14 protein-coding genes and 3 pseudogenes are annotated in these 18,587 nt (G+C 38.9%); 15 read left to right on the forward strand and 2 right to left on the reverse strand.

What is annotated here, in order from left to right; all coding sequences use genetic code 11:
* The first annotated feature begins 2 nt into the window (after positions 1-2).
* On the forward strand, positions 3-1,361 hold the full coding sequence (locus tag WMO62_RS13345; protein WP_349144958.1) for an FtsW/RodA/SpoVE family cell cycle protein: 1,359 nt from the start codon (positions 3-5) through the stop codon (positions 1,359-1,361).
* The gene (locus WMO62_RS13350) at positions 1,358-1,789 is read left to right on the forward strand and encodes a hypothetical protein (RefSeq protein ID WP_349144959.1); all 432 of its coding nucleotides are present in this window, start codon (positions 1,358-1,360) and stop codon (positions 1,787-1,789) included. The genes WMO62_RS13345 and WMO62_RS13350 overlap by 4 nt, the downstream gene beginning before the upstream one ends.
* A 188-nt stretch (positions 1,790-1,977) precedes the next feature.
* On the opposite strand, the gene sstT is transcribed toward WMO62_RS13350, so the two are convergent.
* A complete protein-coding gene (sstT, locus tag WMO62_RS13355) occupies positions 1,978-3,201 on the reverse strand; it encodes a serine/threonine transporter SstT (protein WP_349144960.1) in 1,224 nt (407 codons plus the stop codon).
* A gap of 187 nt (positions 3,202-3,388) precedes the next feature.
* On the opposite strand from sstT, the gene WMO62_RS13360 reads away from it, so the two are divergent.
* Positions 3,389-3,646: a sporulation transcriptional regulator SpoIIID gene (locus WMO62_RS13360; RefSeq protein ID WP_349144961.1), complete on the forward strand. Its 258-nt coding sequence runs from the start codon at positions 3,389-3,391 to the stop codon at positions 3,644-3,646.
* Positions 3,647-3,806: 160 nt separating this feature from the next.
* Here WMO62_RS13360 and WMO62_RS13365 read toward each other — a convergent pair whose 3' ends face one another.
* A complete protein-coding gene (locus tag WMO62_RS13365) occupies positions 3,807-4,283 on the reverse strand; it encodes a hypothetical protein (protein WP_349144962.1) in 477 nt (158 codons plus the stop codon).
* Positions 4,284-5,598: 1,315 nt separating this feature from the next.
* On the opposite strand from WMO62_RS13365, the gene WMO62_RS13370 reads away from it, so the two are divergent.
* The 12 genes and pseudogenes from WMO62_RS13370 to WMO62_RS13425 all read left to right on the forward strand — a co-directional run bounded on the left by WMO62_RS13370 (position 5,599) and on the right by WMO62_RS13425 (position 18,426).
* The gene (locus WMO62_RS13370; RefSeq protein ID WP_349144963.1) at positions 5,599-6,822 is read left to right on the forward strand and encodes an AAA family ATPase; all 1,224 of its coding nucleotides are present in this window, start codon (positions 5,599-5,601) and stop codon (positions 6,820-6,822) included.
* Entirely contained in the window at positions 6,815-7,534 is a 720-nt protein-coding gene (locus tag WMO62_RS13375; protein WP_349144964.1) for an RloB family protein, read from the forward strand. The genes WMO62_RS13370 and WMO62_RS13375 overlap by 8 nt, the downstream gene beginning before the upstream one ends.
* Before the next feature lie 59 nt (positions 7,535-7,593).
* On the forward strand, positions 7,594-10,230 hold the full coding sequence (locus WMO62_RS13380) for an HD domain-containing protein (RefSeq protein WP_349144965.1): 2,637 nt from the start codon (positions 7,594-7,596) through the stop codon (positions 10,228-10,230).
* 115 nt (positions 10,231-10,345) lie between these two features.
* Complete coding sequence (locus WMO62_RS13385; RefSeq protein WP_349144970.1) at positions 10,346-11,974, forward strand: recombinase family protein; 1,629 nt, start codon at positions 10,346-10,348, stop codon at positions 11,972-11,974.
* Positions 11,961-12,122, forward strand: a pseudogene (locus WMO62_RS13390) (sporulation transcriptional regulator SpoIIID); the annotation flags it as partial. The gene WMO62_RS13385 and the pseudogene WMO62_RS13390, both read left to right, overlap by 14 nt.
* 81 nt (positions 12,123-12,203) lie before the next feature.
* Positions 12,204-13,553, forward strand: a complete 1,350-nt coding sequence (locus WMO62_RS13395) for an MATE family efflux transporter (RefSeq protein WP_349144966.1) — start codon at positions 12,204-12,206, stop codon at positions 13,551-13,553.
* 80 nt (positions 13,554-13,633) lie between these two features.
* On the forward strand, positions 13,634-15,211 hold the full coding sequence (gene guaA, locus WMO62_RS13400; protein ID WP_349144967.1) for a glutamine-hydrolyzing GMP synthase: 1,578 nt from the start codon (positions 13,634-13,636) through the stop codon (positions 15,209-15,211).
* Between the two features lie 224 nt (positions 15,212-15,435).
* Positions 15,436-15,681 (forward strand): annotated as a pseudogene (locus WMO62_RS13405) (TnpV protein); the annotation flags it as partial.
* Between the two features lie 110 nt (positions 15,682-15,791).
* Positions 15,792-16,181, forward strand: a complete 390-nt coding sequence (locus tag WMO62_RS13410) for a DUF6483 family protein (protein WP_349144968.1) — start codon at positions 15,792-15,794, stop codon at positions 16,179-16,181.
* Positions 16,182-16,235: 54 nt separating this feature from the next.
* Entirely contained in the window at positions 16,236-16,565 is a 330-nt protein-coding gene (locus WMO62_RS13415; protein WP_435390501.1) for a DUF3784 domain-containing protein, read from the forward strand.
* Between the two features lie 123 nt (positions 16,566-16,688).
* Positions 16,689-17,549, forward strand: a pseudogene (locus WMO62_RS13420) (KilA-N domain-containing protein).
* A gap of 610 nt (positions 17,550-18,159) precedes the next feature.
* Positions 18,160-18,426, forward strand: coding sequence for a hypothetical protein (locus WMO62_RS13425; protein WP_349144969.1), 267 nt, complete (start codon positions 18,160-18,162; stop codon positions 18,424-18,426).
* Positions 18,427-18,587: the final 161 nt, after the last annotated feature.

Raw genomic sequence — 18,587 nt, forward strand, 5'->3', positions numbered from 1 at the left:
GCATGAAGATGAATGAGTATTTATCTCAGGTTACAGATCAGATCCGGTGTCAGAAAGTACACAAAGCAGTGCGGGCAGAACTTCAGGCACATCTGGAAGATCAGGCAGAAGCCTATGAATCAGAGGGTATGTCTGCAGACGAGGCTATGGAAAAAGCAGTGCTGGAAATGGGGGATCCGGTGGAGACAGGTGTTTCACTTGATCGGGTCCACAGACCTCATATGGAGTGGAGCGCACTCCTCTTAGTGGGTGTGATTGGTATTTTCAGTGTAATCCTCTATATGTTTGCACCATTTGACTATAACGAAGATATTCAGAATATGAGCTGGTATGGCATGCGACAGCTTGTTTTTACAGTAGCTGGTTATGCTGTCATGCTGCTTGTCTGTCGGCTGGATTACAGTATTCTTGACCGGTTTGGAACACTGGCGGCGGGAATCGTAGTGGCATTGATGCTGCTGGCAACACAGTTTGGACTGACAGTAAATGGAGCAACCTACTGCCTGTATCTGGGTGGTATGCAGATTCCAACCATGGCATTGCAGTGGTTGTATGTTCCATTGTTCGGGGCTGTACTTTATCATTACCGTGGACAGGGATATGGATGTATCTGGAAACTGCTGTTGTGGGCATTGCTTCCTGCGTATGCGGGACTTATCTATGCAAGATTTGTTTTCACCATGCTTATGTGTCTGGGAATGCTGGTGCTGACCATAGTGGCAGTAAGCAGAGACTGGTATCAGGTCAATAAGAAGCGGACGCTGACCGGTCTGGCAATCTGCATCGGAGCACTGCCACTGGTACTGATTATGATCCTTACGAGAGGACAGCTACTTGCTCCTTATCAGCAGGAAAGAATGGAAGGATTTTTAACGGGATCACAGACCAGTTATATTACGTTGCAGGTGTCTAAGACGTTGACGGGCAGCCATCTGATCGGCGGCAATACAGAACTTCTGCAGAGTGCACAGAACGTGCTTCCGTCTTTTGGCAGCAGTTATCTGCTGGTTGCACTTGCCTGCGCATATGGATGGTTTATAGTAGCAGTGGTGGTGATATTGCTGGCAGTGCTGATCTTAAAAATGTTCCGTATCTCATCCCGCCAGAAGAATCAGCTGGGAATGATCATTGGATACGGCTGCGGCATTGTATTTATGCTCCAGTTTGCAATGACTGTTGCTGTCAATCTGGGATTGCTTCCACCGACAAGTATTGTTCTTCCGCTGTTCGCCGGATCTGGTGGAGGAACCATCATTACTTCTTATATTTTACTGGGACTGACGTTGAGTATTTATCGGTATAAAGATATCACGACAGAGCGAATGCCGCGAAAACAAAAGATAACGGAGATATGTGAATGACAATTGAAGAACTGAAGGACTCAGGAGCCATTTATTTTGAAAAAATCACAGAAGGTATGCAACAGTATGATAACCAGATCGTTCGTATGAACGAGTATCAGGCTGTGGATAAGTTTACAGAATTGTGGGAAGCCTGCGGCTGTAAAAATGTATATGTGGATTTCTACTATTTTACGCTTCCGCAGGAGGCAAGAGAACAGATCGATAGTGTTCTTGCCTACCAGGAACGAGAATATGTTCATCAGATGGAACATAAGGAAGGGCAGGTATTGTTCCCGGCAAACGAGATTCTGTTCTCCATCTGCTCCAGACTGAATGCAGCAGAGATGTTATTTTGTACCATCTATGTGACCGGAGAATATCCCAGCACCTGGTGGGGTAATTATAATGGGGAATACATCGTGTTTACGAAGAAAGAGTACATATAAAAATAGCTGCGGGTGTCGAAATAAACTGCGCTGTATGACTTGGAGCGAACATAAGTGAGCTCTGTGTGTCGGCTGGTGCGTACACAATATGTGTACGTATCCAGACGATACACAAAGATTACTTATGTCCGATACACGTCATACGAGCTTTTATTCGACACCTGCAGCTATTTTATATGTTTAATTTCTTAGAATTTAATTTCTTTGCCTTCTTTTCTCCACTGTCTGAATTCTGCGGAAGCAGATAACAGCAGGTCGGAAGAAGAGTTCAGTGCAGTTTCTACAGAGTCCTGAATCACTCCAATGATAAATCCAACACCAACTACCTGCATAGCTACATCATTCGGAATACCGAACAGGGAGCATGCCATGGGGATCAGAAGCAGAGATCCACCGGCTACACCGGATGCACCGCATGCGGACAGAGTTGCCAGCACACTTAAGATCAGAGCACTTGGGATATCCACGGCGATTCCCAGTGTGTGAGCGGTTGCAAGTGCCATAACGGTGATGGTGATAGCTGCACCGTCCATGTTGATGGTTGCACCAAGTGGAATAGTAACAGAATAGGTATCTTTATCAAGTCCCATTTCCTCGCAGGCTTCCATATTGATCGGAATATTTGCAGCAGAGCTTCTGGTGAAGAAGGCAGTGATTGCGCTCTTCTTCAGACATTTGAAGATCAGTGGATACGGGTTTTTGCGAATACACCAGAATACCAGGATCGGGTTTGTCACAAAGTAGATAAACAGCATGGAGCCAACCAGGACTGCCAGCAGCTTTCCATATTCGGTGAAGATAGAAAGACCATTGGTGGACACGGTATTGAACACCAGACCAAGGATACCGAATGGAGCAAAGCTGATGATCCATGTAACTACCTTGGACAGCGCTTTGGATACATCGTTCAGCATATTCTTGCTGGTCTCGCCTGCTGCACGCATACCGATACCGATCAGAACAGCCCAGAACAGAACACCGATGTAGTTTGCATTTACAAGGGAGTCGATGGGGTTGGCAACGATATTTCCAAGCAGTGTGCTTAATACTTCGGCGATTCCCTGAGGTGCAGACAGATCAGAGGAAGCCTCTGCCAATGTCAGTGTAACCGGGAACATGAAGCTGGATATGACAGCAATCACAGCAGCCAGGAAGGTGCTGAACATATACATGATGATAACGGTCTTGATGACACCTCCGTGACTTTTTCCAGAGTAACACAGGGAACTGATGACCAGGAAAAATACAAGGAGCGGAGCGATTGCCTTTAAGGCACCAACAAATACATTTCCAAGGATTGCGATACCGGTTGCAGATGGAACGGCAAGCCCCAGAATAGCTCCGATGACCAGACCGGCTACGATTCTCTTTACCAGACTGATGCTGTTCCATGTTTCAAATACTTTTTTCATAACACGTCTTCTTTCTTTCGTTAGTTCTGCGCAGCGCAGATGTTCATAGTATACATGAATTCTATAAAAAATACAAATGTTTTTTTGGGACGGACAATTTGGCGAAAATGACTTTCCAAAAAGAGTGATGGCATAAATACAGATAGCCGGTAATATGATGTAAAAAACGTTCTTAAGGGGTTTTCCCATGAAAGAGTATATTGAAGAACGGGCAGTCTCAATTGCAAATTACATCATAGACCACAATGCGACGGTGCGGCAGACGGCAAAAAAATTTGGTATCAGTAAATCTACAGTTCATATGGTAGTAACAATACGGAACGATATAAAAGCAAAATCATATGGAAAATTGAATAGAACTGAAACAAGGGCACTCTCAGTAGATATTGGGAGTGCTTTTAGTATAATGAGTAAAAATAGCTCCCTTTTTACAATGTGTGTCTAATGCATAAACCCTTATAATTATTCGCTTTCACCACTGTTATACATCTTCTATTCATTTTTTGCTAAGGGTGAGCTTATTTTTTGATAAGTTGTCGTGCAATTTATTAGAATGAAATTTTTGAAAGGCTACTTCACTTAAATGATGAAGCAGCCTCTTGGATTTATTTCTTTTTTGCTATTCCATTTAAAATTGTCCCTTTTACTCCATTTTCGAGAACGCCTTTAATTGTCCCTCTAGTATCTAATCCTAAAGTATCATCAACAATATTAAAGGCATCCTTGATTTTATTTGAACTTCGCTTGGCAACTGTAGTTCCAGTTGCCGCATCTATAATCTTGCCTGTAAATTTTCTAGCTTCTAGCATACCGGAAAAGATAATTGTCAAATTCTTTGCAATTGTCTGAATTTCTACTTCAGATGCCTTTTGTTTAATTTGTGCTGTATCATTATAAATTTTTACTTGTTCAAGCGTTACTACATCTAAAAGTTCTTTCTCTTTTTTTAAAATGCCCTTTTCCTTTTCAAAGATGATTTTCCTAGACGTTAATGTTAATTGCAAATTCCCTTTGTATTCCTTGCAATTGACTGTACCTTCATACAAAATAACTTCATCGGGCTGTAATTCATAATTTGCCATGGTGCATCCCCTCTCCTTTATTTACATTAATTATCATAGTAGCGATTGTAAAATTCGCGTGTGCTTCAATAAACTGATTTGTACATATTCTATCATAAATGAGAGATGATGTGAATAATCGCTTCTATTATTTTCGTTCCTTGATGACTGATTCTATGATGTTGATTTCTTCATCAGTGAGGTTGTACTTCGGAAGGTTGTAGAAAATCGTGATCCTAAAACGGTAGAAGAAAGTGCAAAAAGATTGCAATGTACGATTATTGTGATTGATGGAACAATATCAGTGGAAGAAAATTTAGAAATAATAATGGAACACATTAATAGATAAAATGTGAGAGTGTGAGAAGCGGCGGAATGACTTTAACTCCGATGACAGGACATCATATGATGCATTTGCCGTCTTGCCTGAATCATTTGCCAATATTGAATTAATGCAGCCTGTAAGGCGTAGTTTAATCAGATTTCTGATTGATTCGAGGGATTGGGAAATACCCCAACAAGCAAAAATGCATTTTGTGTGTACAAATGCACTGCTTGCCAAGTTGTGAATATAGAATTGAAGGTAAACTTGAATTTAGAAAAACAAGGCAAACAAGAGGAGACTGGTCATAAAATTGTATATTGGATTGGTATTGAGACGCTTGAAAAAGATTAGTAACATAAAACTTTTTTCAAGCGTTCCTTTCATTTTTACGACTTTGACTGGAATATGGTGCAGTCGAGAACAGTGTGATTTTTGAAAAAGTATGGTGTGAATGGACAAAAGTCCAGTATTTTGGGAACGTAATTTGATTTCAAGTGGATTATGCTTAGATTAAATAAAAGGTCTGGTCTAATCTAAGAATCCTTCTCATAGTATGGGAGAGAAGGACAGGCGAGGTAAGGGGGGTGTAGCTTTCGCTTGAAACGGACGAAATTAAATTATCGTTTTCATAATCCAAATTCAGCGGAAGATACTGCAGATTTCCTGTGCAAACTCTTAATAGAAGTAAATGCCGGGAAGGTAGAGCGGGCAATAGAGGATGCTGCATTGTATGCAGAGAGTGAGGGTTACATACTAGAAAATTTATCGGAAAACACGGAAAAGTTATGTGTGGGATAAGAGGAGCAAGGTGAGAGCCTTGTTTTTCTTATTATGGTAGTAGATGAAACGCAATCAAGTACAGTTCTATAAATGTTATGATGTTATAGACTATAATCGACAGAAATTTACAAAATGCGATATTACAAACTGATATATGAGAAAAAAACTCAAATATTACTTGCAAATATTTGCGCCAGGGATATAATAAAGGTATAACGGAGGGTAAAAGATATGTTATGCCAGTTTACAGTAAAAAATTTCAAAAGTATAAGAGATGAAGTGACATTTGATATGCAGGCAGCTGCAATATCGGAACATGAGGATAGAATCATTATAGATAAAGATGAGGAAAAATATCTACCGGTATCAGCTATTTATGGTCCGAATGGCGGAGGAAAATCTAATGTTTTGGCTGCATTGCATACCTTGGTGGCAAAAGTGTTACGTCCCCTTTTTGCGACAGAGGATAGCGAGGAAAAGGTATTACTTCAAAAGAAAATAATTGTGGAGCCATTTGTATTTTCGGAGAGTAAGGACGAGCCTACAGAATTTGAATTGTTTTTTCGAACCGCAGTTTCAGAGTACAGATACATTTTGCACGTAAAGCGTGATCTCGTTTTATATGAGAGCTTGGATAGAGTCAAACTTGAAACAGGCAGAAAATCTGCTCTTTTTACCAGAGATGAAAACGGAATTGTTTTAAAGGGGGCTTTTGCAAAACTGAAAGTTAGTGATGAATTGTCTAAAACGCTTACGCTACTTTCTTATTTAGGAATTGCTTATAAGGGAAATACGGTGGTTAAGGATGTATTGAGTTGGTTTGAATATGGAATCGAATTCCTGAATTATGGAAATCCAATACAAGAACTACGAATGGCTGTGTCCACATCGGAAGAGGTAAAACAGTTGATGCTTCAGATGATTCAGGAGATGGACTTAGACATTGTAGATTTTAGAGTGGAAGAAAAAGAGAATGAAAGAATAGATATATTCACAAAACATTGCGTAGATGATGTGGAAACAGAAATCAACTTGTTTGATGAATCCAGTGGAACACAGAAATTATTCGGATTACTTCCGTTTATTGCAGAAAGCCTGATTACCGGAACTGTGCTTGTGATTGACGAGCTGGACGCAAAAATCCATCCGGTTTTACTTCGCCATATCATTATGATGTTCAATGATATGACTATCAATAGACATAAAGCACAGTTGATTTTCACATCTCACGATCTGTCAACGATGAATAGCGAAGTATTCCGCAGAGATGAGATCTGGTTTGTGGCAAAGGGAAATGCACAGAATTCTAAACTTTATTCTTTGGTAGAGTTTAAAAATGAAAAGGGGGAATCTGTCAGAAAGGATGCCAAGTTCGACAAGCAATATCTGGAAGGAAAATACGGCGCTGATCCGTACCTCAGAAGAATTATAGATTGGGGGAAAGTGAATGCCTAAAAAAGCCGGAACTGAAAAATGGAAGAAGAAGCGTCGCCAGGAATATTTGGAGATGAAACAGTATAGGTACTATATCTTTTGCGAAGGACAGCAGACGGAACCAAATTATTTCTTAGGGTTTAAAAAGCTGATAGAGGAAAATCCGATTTACAAAGATATGGTATTGATTGAAATTGAACCTTGCCAGGCAGAAACTATGCGAGTGATTGGAATGGCTGAGGACTATGTTAAGAAGAACGAGATTCAGAAGGGACAAGTCTGGTGTGTGTATGATAAGGACAGCTTTCCTGCAGAACATTTCAACGGCGTTGAGGAACGAGCTAATAGCCTGAATAGAATTAATCCGGAATTACAGTATCATGCAGCGTGGAGTAATGAATGTATTGAGTTCTGGTTTCTGCTTCATTTTGCGTATTATACAGCGAATAACCACAGGACAGAGTATATTTCATTCTTGAATACCAAGTTCAAAGAACTGGGAATCGGAAAATATCAGAAGAATATGAATGATATTTTTACGATTCTGATGGAATACGGGAATCCTAAGCTGGCAATCCGATACGCAAAACGGATTATTAAAGATGGAGCAGGAAAGACACCAACGGAGATTGCACCGGGAACAAAAGTGTATGAGTTGGTGGAGGAAATGGTGAAGTATTTGCCGGAGGAATTCAAATATAAGTTTATAGATGATGTGAAAAACTACTTATAGTTTTTCGATAGTTCAATGAATATATATTACAGTTTTAATTACGAAGGAGACGAATTGACATGGGTGGTTATAAAGATACGATTACATGGAGAAAAATATATGGAAATGCTATAGATAATAAAGAAGAGTGCGAATTTTTAAGGATTGAATATGAAAAATTTAGAGATAATGCTAGATTATTAGCCGGTGAGATTGCATCAATTTTACCAGAATACACGGTGCATGATATTACACATATAGATGCATTATGGGATATGACAGATGTATTTCTCTCTAGAGATTATTTCTTGTCACCGATTGAATGTTTTGTCTTAGGTGGGGCATTTATTTTACATGATTTAGGAATGTTACTTGCAGCATATCCAGAAGGTCGAAAAGGTATTCAAAAGCAAAATATTTGGAAAGATACTGTTGCAAATTTGTGTAAACAGAGAGGGTTGTCTTATAATTTTGAAGAATTAGATAATATAGATAAGGATGTAGAAAAAATTGCTACCGAAAAAACCTTAAGGCTGTTACATGGCCAAAAAGCAAAGGAATTGGCAATGATTTCGTGGAAAGATAGTAATGAAAAAGATATGTATCTAATTGATGACAAGAAGTTAAGAGATGCTTATGGCACAATAATCGGAAAAATAGCACAAAGTCATTGGTTGTATTGTGAAGATTTGCCCCAAGAATTTCCCACAGTTTTAGGGGCACTTTCTATATTCCTAGAAGCATGGACTGTTGATCCATTAAAATTGGCTTGTATTCTTAGAATAGCGGATGCTATGCATATTGATGATAGAAGAGCTCCATCAATATTAAAAGCAGTAAGAGAAATTAATAGAGGATCTGAATTACATTGGGTATTTCAAGAAAAACTTTATAAGCCAAGAATTGAAAATAATAGGGTTGTATATACCTCTAAATCTGCGTTCGGCTTATCTGAGATAGATGCTTGGTGGTTATGTTATGACACATTAAGAATGATTGATACAGAATTAAAGAATGTTGATTCACTTTTGCTTGAACAGCGACGTGAGAGCTTTGGAGTCATTGGCGTATATGGAATTGATAGTTTGGAACAAATTCAAAAATTTATAACGGTTGATAATTGGAAACCGGTAGATACATGTATTAGAGTTAATAATGTTGCAAAGTTAGTCAATACTTTGGGTGGAGTGCAATTATATGGAGATAATAAGTGGGTACCACTTAGAGAATTGATACAAAATGCGGCAGATGCAATAAGAGCAAGAAGATGCATAGATGGAGAGTCGGAGGATTATGGTGATATATATTTAAGTTGGGGTGAAGAAGATGGAAGGGAGTTTGTCCAGATAGAAGATAATGGGATAGGAATGTCTCCAAATGTAATGATTAATGTATTATTAGATTTCGGACAATCATTCTGGAGTACACCTCAGATGCATATCGAATTTCCTGGATTAGAACAGAAATCATTTAAATCTACAGGAAAATTTGGAATAGGATTTTTTTCTGTATTTATGTGGGGGGAGAACGTAAAAGTAATTAGTAATCGATATGACAAAGCCCGAGATAATACAATGGTATTGGAATTTGTAAATGGAGTAAATAGTAGACCAATATTACGAAAAGCAAATGCTGAGGAAGTGATAAAAAACGGTGGAACTCGTATAAAAATCTATCTATCTAAAATAAGTGTTGGTGAGATATTTGAATCTAATTTGCGCTCAATGATGGATGTAGAAGAAACGCTTTCAAAGCTGTGTTTTTCATTAGACTGTAATTTATATATTAATAACAATAGTAAAAAATTACTTGTACGAGCAAATGATTGGCTGTGTATGGGAACAGAAGAGTTTCTAAGTAGATTACTTGGCAAAAAATGTTTAGAGCAATTAGCAAAAGAAAAGTTGGATATGTACGAATTATTGCGTAATAATATAGCAATTATAAAAGAGGAAGATGGTACCGTTGTTGGTAGAGCGTGTCTTCTAATAATAGAAGAGAAGTGGAAAATACGAAACACTATTATGGGAATAGTTACTATTGATGGATTTGAAACAACAGCATTAAGTGGAATAATTGGTGTTCTAAAAGGCAGTACAGAAAAGGCCTCGAGAGATGTCGCAATACCGATTTTGTCACAGACTGCTTTGGATAGATGGATAGAAGAGCAAACAAAACTGATTGTTTCATCAGATTTAACTAACGAAAGACAAATAGAAATCGCATCATTTGCATGTGCTCTTTCTCCGAAAATAACAGAATTAAAAATAGCTAGATGGAAAGATACATATGTAAATTATAGTCAAATAGTTGAGATTGTAAGAAAGCAAAAATTTACACAGTATTATTTGGTACAGGATGCAGCAGTTGACAATTGGGAGCATGACGAGAAAAAAAAGTTAAATATGCGAGACAATGTATTTGTATGTGCAATGGGATGCCCAGGAATTTTACAAACGGGAACTGTGCATGCATATATAACCTGGCCAAGATTTAGAAGAAAAAATTCGAGAGGCTTTTGGTGCGCTGTAGTAGAAAAGCAGATTGTGGAAGCTATTGCAGAAGCTAGTAATAGTTCAGTTGATTCTATACTAGATGCAATGCAATTTTCAGATGATGATACTAAATATAATGCGGTTGTTGGAGAGGCTGATAATAATGTTGAAATGCGAGTTGATGTTGATATTGTAAATTTAAATAATAAAGAGAAAAAATAAATATAGATTTTGTTCGTAATTATTCAAAAGTATGAAAACTCTTGTCCTTTTCTTTGCTGCGCAATAAAGTAGTAGATGTAACAGAATGAGTATGAAAAATAGGAAGGTAACAGCCATGAATATTGCCGCATATTGCCGGGTATCTACAGATAAATCCGATCAGCTCAACAGTCTCGAGACTCAAAAAGAGTTCTTCTTAGAATATACCAAGCGTACCGGGGACAACCTTGTTAAATTATATGCAGACGAAGGCATTTCCGGCACTAAAATCAAGAATCGTAAAGAATTTCAACGTATGCTTGCAGATGCGGAAAAGGACTTGTTCGATATGGTTGTAGTCAAGGACATTTCCCGTTTTGCCAGGAATACAGTTGACCTTTTACAGAGTGTCCGTAAATTGAAATCTCTTGGTATCGAGACACAATTTCTGACCGCTAACATGACCAGTATGGGTAACAGTGAATTTGTCTTAACCATTTTTGGCGCATTAGCCCAGGAGGAGAGTGCCAATACTTCTAAGCGTATTAAATTTGGTAAGAAGATGAATGCGGAAAAGGGGCGTGTTCCGAACATCGTTTTTGGCTATGATAAGACGATTGGTGACTATTTTAACCTTTCTATCAATGAGAACGAGGCAATGGCAATTCGTCAGATTTTTCAGTGGTATACAGAGGAAGGCTATGGCGGATCGAAGATTGCAAATATGCTCAATGAACGAGGCATCAAGACCAAGCGTGGTAATAACTGGAGCCAGAACTCCGTTTGTCGAATTCTGACCAATGAGATATACACCGGGAAGATTATCAACGGCAAAGAAGAGATTGCAGATTTTCTGACCGGTCAGAGAAAAGAAAAAAACGAATCAGAATGGTTTGTTACGATTCGACCGGAACTTCGGATTATTGAAGATGAAGTCTTTGATAAAGCACAGGATATTTTAAAAGGCCGTCATGATTCTTTCAAAATTACTCATGAGCGACAGAGTAACAAATATTTATTCTCTACATTGATTAAATGCAAGGAGTGCGGTTGGTCTTTTCGCAGAACGGTTCGCCAATACAAGAATACCTATGTGCGCTGGGTGTGTTCTGGGCATAACGGGAAAGGTGCGGATAGCTGCCCGAATGCAGTGACGGTAGACGAGGAAGAACTGATTCAGGCGCTGCAGGAGTATTTTCAAGAGATTCTTAGTAAGAAGAAAAAAGTAATCAATTATGTGATTAAAGAATTTCAGCGAGTATACAAAGCAAAGGATGAAAATATTGAGTACGAAAAGCAGTTAAATGCAGAATTGAACAAACTTCGTAAATCCCGTGAAAAGTATATGGATATGTATACCGATGATTTGATTTCCAGAGAGGAATTGAATGAGAAAATCGGTGGGATGCGAAAAGAGATTGAACGGTTGGAGAATGAACTGAAAATGGTCTCTTATCATCTGACCAAGGGAGAACAACTGGAAGCAATTTTGAACAGCACATTTAAGCAACTGGAGGATATCACGGATGTTCATGAAATGACCAATGCACAGTTGAAGCGCCTGATTCAGAAAATCGAAGTGGACAAGGAAGGGAATGTTGATATTTACCTTCGGCTAATTGGTGATTTAGGACTGGATGAAGCTGTGTTGATTGAAGGAACAGAGAATTCCGAAGAAAACAATGATGATTCGGCAAACAAATTAAACGTAAACAACATGAGCAGTAACATAAAAAACGCTCCAAATCGTCACGACTATACATAAAGATGTAGCTGAGCGGCTGTTGTATATCAATCCGGGACTTGCAAAACAAGCCAGAAAAGTGTTGGACATTAACAAATCGGAGCGTCATATTCGTGGTGGACTGGCTACTAAAGAAAAATACCTGCATCAGCATGAGTTGCAGCTTTAACGTGATTGAAATTTCCTTCTTCATCTGATAGAGTTATTTCATATAAATATAATTTGATATAACAAAAGAGGATTGTGGAAGATGAAGGGAAAGGAAGCTGGATTATTTGATAATAAAGCACTGGCATCGTTGATACTTCCATTACTTGTGGAGCAGTTCCTGGCAGTGTTGGTAGGAATGGCGGACTCGATCATGGTTGCAAGTGTAGGAGAAGCAGCGGTGTCAGGTGTTTCGCTGGTAGATAATGTTATGGTATTATTTATCAATCTGTTTGCAGCATTGGCTACAGGAGGTGCGGTGATTGCCGGCCAGTATCTCGGACAGGAGGATAGAAGATCTTCCGGGAAAGCGGCAACACAGCTGATCTGGTTTATGACGGCTGTGTCGTTCGGGATCATGATGCTGATCTACCTTGGGAAAAATTTCATTTTGCATCAGATATTTGGTGCTATCGAGGCAGATGTCTGTGCACATGCAAATACATACCTGTTGATCGTAGCGGCATCGGTTCCATTTCTTGCAATTTATAATGGCGGTGCGGCAATTTTTCGAACCATGGGAAACTCAGGCGTATCCATGAAGGTCTCTGTTATCATGAATGCAATCAACTGTGGAGGAAATGCCCTGTTGATCTATGGTCTTCATTGTGGAACAGAAGGTGTGGCAATCCCTACATTGCTATCCAGAGCAGTGGCTGCAGTCTTGATCGTCATTCTGTTGTCGCGTACCAAAGGACCCATTCGGATAGAACGAAGTCTGCATATAAAATTTGATGGACGAATGATCAGAAGAATTCTGGGAATTGGTCTTCCAAATGGTATGGAGAACAGTATGTTCCAGCTTGGTAAGATCATGGTGCTCAGCCTGGTATCTACATTCGGAACCTCTGCAATAGCAGCAAATGCGGTCAGTAATGCGGTGGCGCAGTTCCAGATCCTGCCGGGAATGGCAATCAATCTGGCAGTAACAGCGGTGATTGCCAGGTGTATTGGAGCTGGAAGATATGATCAGGCAGAGTATTATACGAAGAAGCTTGTACTGCTGGTGTATTTTTGTCATATTACTGTAAACATATGTATCTGGCTGGCACTTCCGCTTATTTTAAAGGTATATAATCTGAGCCCGGAAACTGCGGATACCGCAAGGCAGATCCTGCATTTTCATGGAATCAGTGCCTCAATCGTATGGCCGGTGGCATTTACACTTCCCTGCACACTGCGTGCGGCAGGTGATGCCAAAGTGACCATGTACATTTCTATCGCGTCCATGTGGTTCTGCCGGATCGTTATGAGTTATGTTCTTGGAAAATATCTGGGAATGGGAGTCTTTGGCGTATGGGTCGCTATGATCTTTGACTGGTGTGTGCGGTTTGTGGCTATGACATTTCGCTATCGACAGGGAAAATGGAAGCAGATTGATTCCCTTGCATAAATTGTGCTTTAGGGCTTGTCAGAAAATGGCCTGTAAATTATAATAAATGGTAATTGAGAAAACCTAGGAGGAAATACGGATTGAACAGAGAAATGGTTATAGTTCTTGATTTCGGCGGACAGTACAACCAGCTGGTTGCCAGACGTGTCAGAGAGTGTAACGTATACTGCGAAATATATTCTTACAGAACCGATATCGAGAAGATCAAAGCAATGAATCCCAAGGGAATTATCCTGACAGGAGGACCTAACAGTTGTTATGAGCCGGATTCACCGACTTATACAGATGAGCTTTTCAAGCTTGGTATTCCAGTGCTTGGTCTTTGCTATGGAGCACAGCTCATGTCCCATGTGCTTGGTGGAAAAGTTGAGCGTGCAGATGTAAGAGAGTATGGAAAGACAAAAGTTCTGATTGATAAGAAAACATCTAAAGTATTTGAGGGAGTATCCCCAGAGACTATCTGCTGGATGAGCCATTTTGATTATGTTTCCAAGATTGCACCTGGCTTCGAGATCACAGCACATACGGCAGACTGTCCGGTGGCAGCTGCTGAAAATGAGGCAGAGAAGCTGTATGCGATCCAGTTCCATCCGGAAGTGCTTCACACTGCAGAAGGAACGAAGATGATTAATAACTTCGTGAAAAATGTCTGTGAATGTGCGGGCGACTGGAAGATGGATGCATTTGTAGAGCATACCGTAAAAGAGATCCGCGAGAAAGTTGGAAATGGACGAGTACTTCTTGCCCTGTCTGGCGGTGTGGATTCTTCTGTTGCAGCAGGACTTCTGTCCAGAGCAATCGGAAAACAGTTAACCTGTGTATTTGTGGATCACGGTCTTCTTCGTAAAGATGAAGGTGATGAGGTTGAAAATGTATTCGGACCGAATGGTCAGTTTGATCTGAATTTTATCCGTGTCAACGCACAGGAGAGATATTATAAGAAACTGGCCGGAGTCACCGAGCCGGAGGCAAAACGTAAAATTATCGGTGAAGAATTTATCCGTATTTTTGAAGAAGAGGCAAAGAAAATTGGTGCGGTTGATTTCCTCGCACAGGGAACCATCTATCCGGATGTGGTAGAAAGTGGTCTTGGAGGAGAATCCGCAGTGATCAAATCCCATCATAATGTAGGCGGACTTCCGGATTTCGTTGATTTCAAAGAAATCATCGAGCCACTTCGCGACCTATTCAAAGATGAAGTACGTAAAGCAGGTCTGGAGCTTGGAATCCCAGAAAAACTGGTATTCCGTCAGCCATTCCCAGGTCCGGGTCTTGGCATCCGTATCATCGGTGAAGTAAATGCAGAAAAAGTACGTATCGTACAGGATGCAGATTATATTTATCGTGATGAGGTTGATAAAGCAGCAGAAGCTTACAAGAAAGAGCATGGAACTGCTCCGGCATGGATGCCGAACCAGTACTTTGCAGCCCTCACCAACATGCGTTCCGTTGGTGTTATGGGTGATGAGAGAACCTATGATTATGCAGTGGCATTGCGCGCAGTCAATACCATCGATTTCATGACCGCAGAGTCCGCTGAGATTCCATTCGCAGTTCTTCAGACTGTTATGAGTCGAATCATCAATGAGGTCAGAGGAGTCAATCGAGTATTCTATGATCTCACCAGTAAACCACCTGGAACGATTGAGTTTGAATAGACAAAAATGCTTAGTAAACCCAGCGTTTATGCGGGTTTGCAGCACTTTAAGAAGTCTTTTGATAACAAATTGATAACAGTTGCATGAGAGCCATTATTCTTGTAATTCAGTGGTTTTAGGGTTAGAGAATGATTGACAGATGGTTGTGCAACAAATAAATCCATATTTATCTAAAAAGCCTTTAGTTGTGGGTATAGAACTCATAGCTAAGGGCTTTTTGTCGTCATTTGAAAGAATACCGCAGAACTGTATATTTGAATCTGCTGATGAGCGGCAGACTGAACAGTTATCTGGCAGATGTAGAGGAACAGGCGCAGGAACGCTTTGAAAGAATTGTAGAGCAGATGAAACAGGCACAGGGAATCACGGAGCAATTAAAGGCAGATAATGCCTGGGAGTGGGTAGGCAGGATGAATAATATACAGGCGTGTGCGAGAGAGATTGCGGACAAAGAGATAATTTACCGGTAAAAACATAATGGAGGGCAAGTCAAGAAATGGCTTGCTCTCTACTTTACAATAATACTGTTTGATGTATAATTAAGAACAACAAGATAAGTTGAAAGTTATGGAGGTGAAAAATGTATTTCACAGACGAAAAAGACTATATTATGCGAATGATAAAAGAAATGGTAAGAGTATTATTTTCTTTAATGTTTGGGAAAAAGTATGTTTCTGTTGAACTTGAAAATAAATATGAAGTATCAGGGAAAAATTTGAAAGATTTTCTTGATATGATTGATTCTGGGAAAATTAACGAAGCAGAGAATATACTTTTAGATAGCATTGATTATACAGACAGAAATGAGGTAATGGCAGCAGCTCTTTTCTACCAATACCTTAGTGAGAAGGATAGTGAGTTTTTGAAAAATAACAATTATACAAAAGAAGAAGTGCTTTCTGGTTTTAAGCAATTACTTATGCAGTCAGGATATACTGATTTGCTATGTTTGGTCAAAGATGAGGAGTAATGTAGAAAGTTCAAAGAGATAAGAGTGATTGGTTGAAAGGAGAAATTGTATTATATGTTCTATGATTATATGTTCTATATTGTTTTTGACTTTATGATGGCAGTGATTATGTTTTTGTTTGGAATGTGGTTTTATAAATCAGAAGGAAAAGCTGCTAATTTCTTGTCGGGTTATAATATGAAATCAGCGGATGAACGAAAGAAATACGATGAGAATGCTATGTGTAAGGCATATGGAAAAAGAATGATGTTTATGTCAGTTCCTTTTATTATTGGAATAATCATAGATGTCCAATATCAAGGAATTGGTTGTTTGATTGCATGGGGGATATGGTTTATTATGTTTGTTTTGTTGCTTATTGATAGGCATAAAAGAGAACGTTAAATTTCAGCTGCGAAAATTGATGTGACAATTACATATGGCGAGAAATTGAAAAGAAAAATTAGAAATTTATTTTGAAAAAGGGTATCCGTAATGTAGAAAGGGAGAAAACCAGGATTGAAAAACATGAAAATAGATGCCAATGGAACAGAAATCAGAGTGATGGGCGATGTTGTTAATGAGGATGCTTACATTTCACTCACTGATATTGCAAAATATAAAAATCCAGACAATGCCTTTATTGTGGTGGCAAACTGGATGCGTAATCATTCTACGATTTCATTTTTGGGCTTGTGGGAACAAATTCACAATCCCAATTTTAAACCTATCGAATTCGATAGGTTTAAAGCAGAATCTGGAGATAATGCTTTTACATTGACACCATAGCAGTGGATAAAAGCAACGGATGCAATCGGTATCGTATCAAAATCGGGACGATATGGCGGTACTTATGCTCATACAGATATAGCTTTCGAGTTTGCTTCATGGATTTCGCCGGAATTTAAGCTTTATATCATCAAAGATTATCAGCGTTTGAAGAAAGATGAAGCAGATCGGTTAGCGATTGGATGGGATGTAAAGAGAGAACTTTCAAAAATAAACTATCGTATCCACACAGATGCAGTAAAAGAATTTTTGATAACTCCCACATTATCTCCGCAGGAAATGGCATATACATATGCTTCAGAAGCAGATATTTTAAATATGGCTTTGTTTGGAAAAACGGCAGCACAATGGAGAAGTGAAAAAGGAATAAAGGGGAAAACTCCTAATATCAGAGATTTTGCTTCAGCAGAAGAATTGGTTGTGCTTATCAATCTGGAAGATACAAACGCGGATCTGATAAGACAGGAAGTGCCTAAAATTGAAAGGCTGAAAATATTAAGAGAAAAAGCGTACAGGCAATTAGAGCTTTTGAGAAAGAATCAAGATACGATTGCGGCATTAAAGAAAAATCTTATTGAAGATACAGAAACAAATGGTTGATTTCCTAAGCAAAACCGCTTATAATCTGAATCGGAATATATTGCTATTATCCACAGCTACGGAGCGGGTGTTATCAATACCGATAACAAATTGATAACATTAGCCTGTATAGGCAGGATAATATGGATAAATCAAATAATTGAAAGAAAAGCGAACATGGCAACAAATAATCTCTAAACAAAATTGATTAGTGATTGTCGAGTTTGAGTAGCAGACTAAATTGCGAAAAAGCCCATAAATAAAGGTTTTGCGGGCTGTCTGGATGTTCCGGTGGAGTGCAAATGGAGTTAAAAAATCTTTTTTTTCTTTGTTTTCTTTCCGGAGTTATCTGAGATTTTCGCAAAAGTAACTATGCTCAGAAAATATAATTAGTGTGAATATGAAGAACAGTTTGTTTTGATGGAAATATTTTCCGTCAGGGCAGACTGTTTTTTTATACCCTTTTTCAATGATATTAGCTGTGCTGATGAAAGGATATCTGCAGTCGATGAAGTCAAATATTTGAGAAATCATTCGTTATATTGATGACACGACACTTGAAAAATCAAATGATAAAAAGAAAGATAAACAGGAATCTACGAGTACCATACCAGAGGAAGTGCAGGAATTTGTGAATCTGACAATTACAGAGCATATGGGGAAAGCATATTCAGAATGGAAGTTAAAGCAGGATAAAGAGCCAGTAAGTGAGATTGATAAGAAATATCAGGAATTACTGGAAACGTTATCCCCAGAACAGGAAGAAGTGATTACGGAATACTGTAATGCAATTTTCAGTAGTGGAGCAGATACAGAAGAGTTTTTCTATCGGCTGGGATTAAAAGATGGACTGAATCTGAAAAATACGGTAAAATTAGTATTAGAAATGATATCGTGAAATCGGAAGTTGCAGAATTGATAAATTTACCTTTCGAAGAAAAAACAGTAATCTTGTGTAAGAATAAAAAAACAAGCATTATCCATCAATTCAAATATAAGGTAAAAAAGAGTATCAACCGACGAGGAGAAAAATAGATAAATATTACAAGTCTTGAAATT

Origin of the sequence: Hominiventricola aquisgranensis (assembly GCF_040096225.1) — a bacterium.
In the GTDB taxonomy this organism is placed as follows: domain Bacteria; phylum Bacillota; class Clostridia; order Lachnospirales; family Lachnospiraceae; genus Hominiventricola; species Hominiventricola aquisgranensis.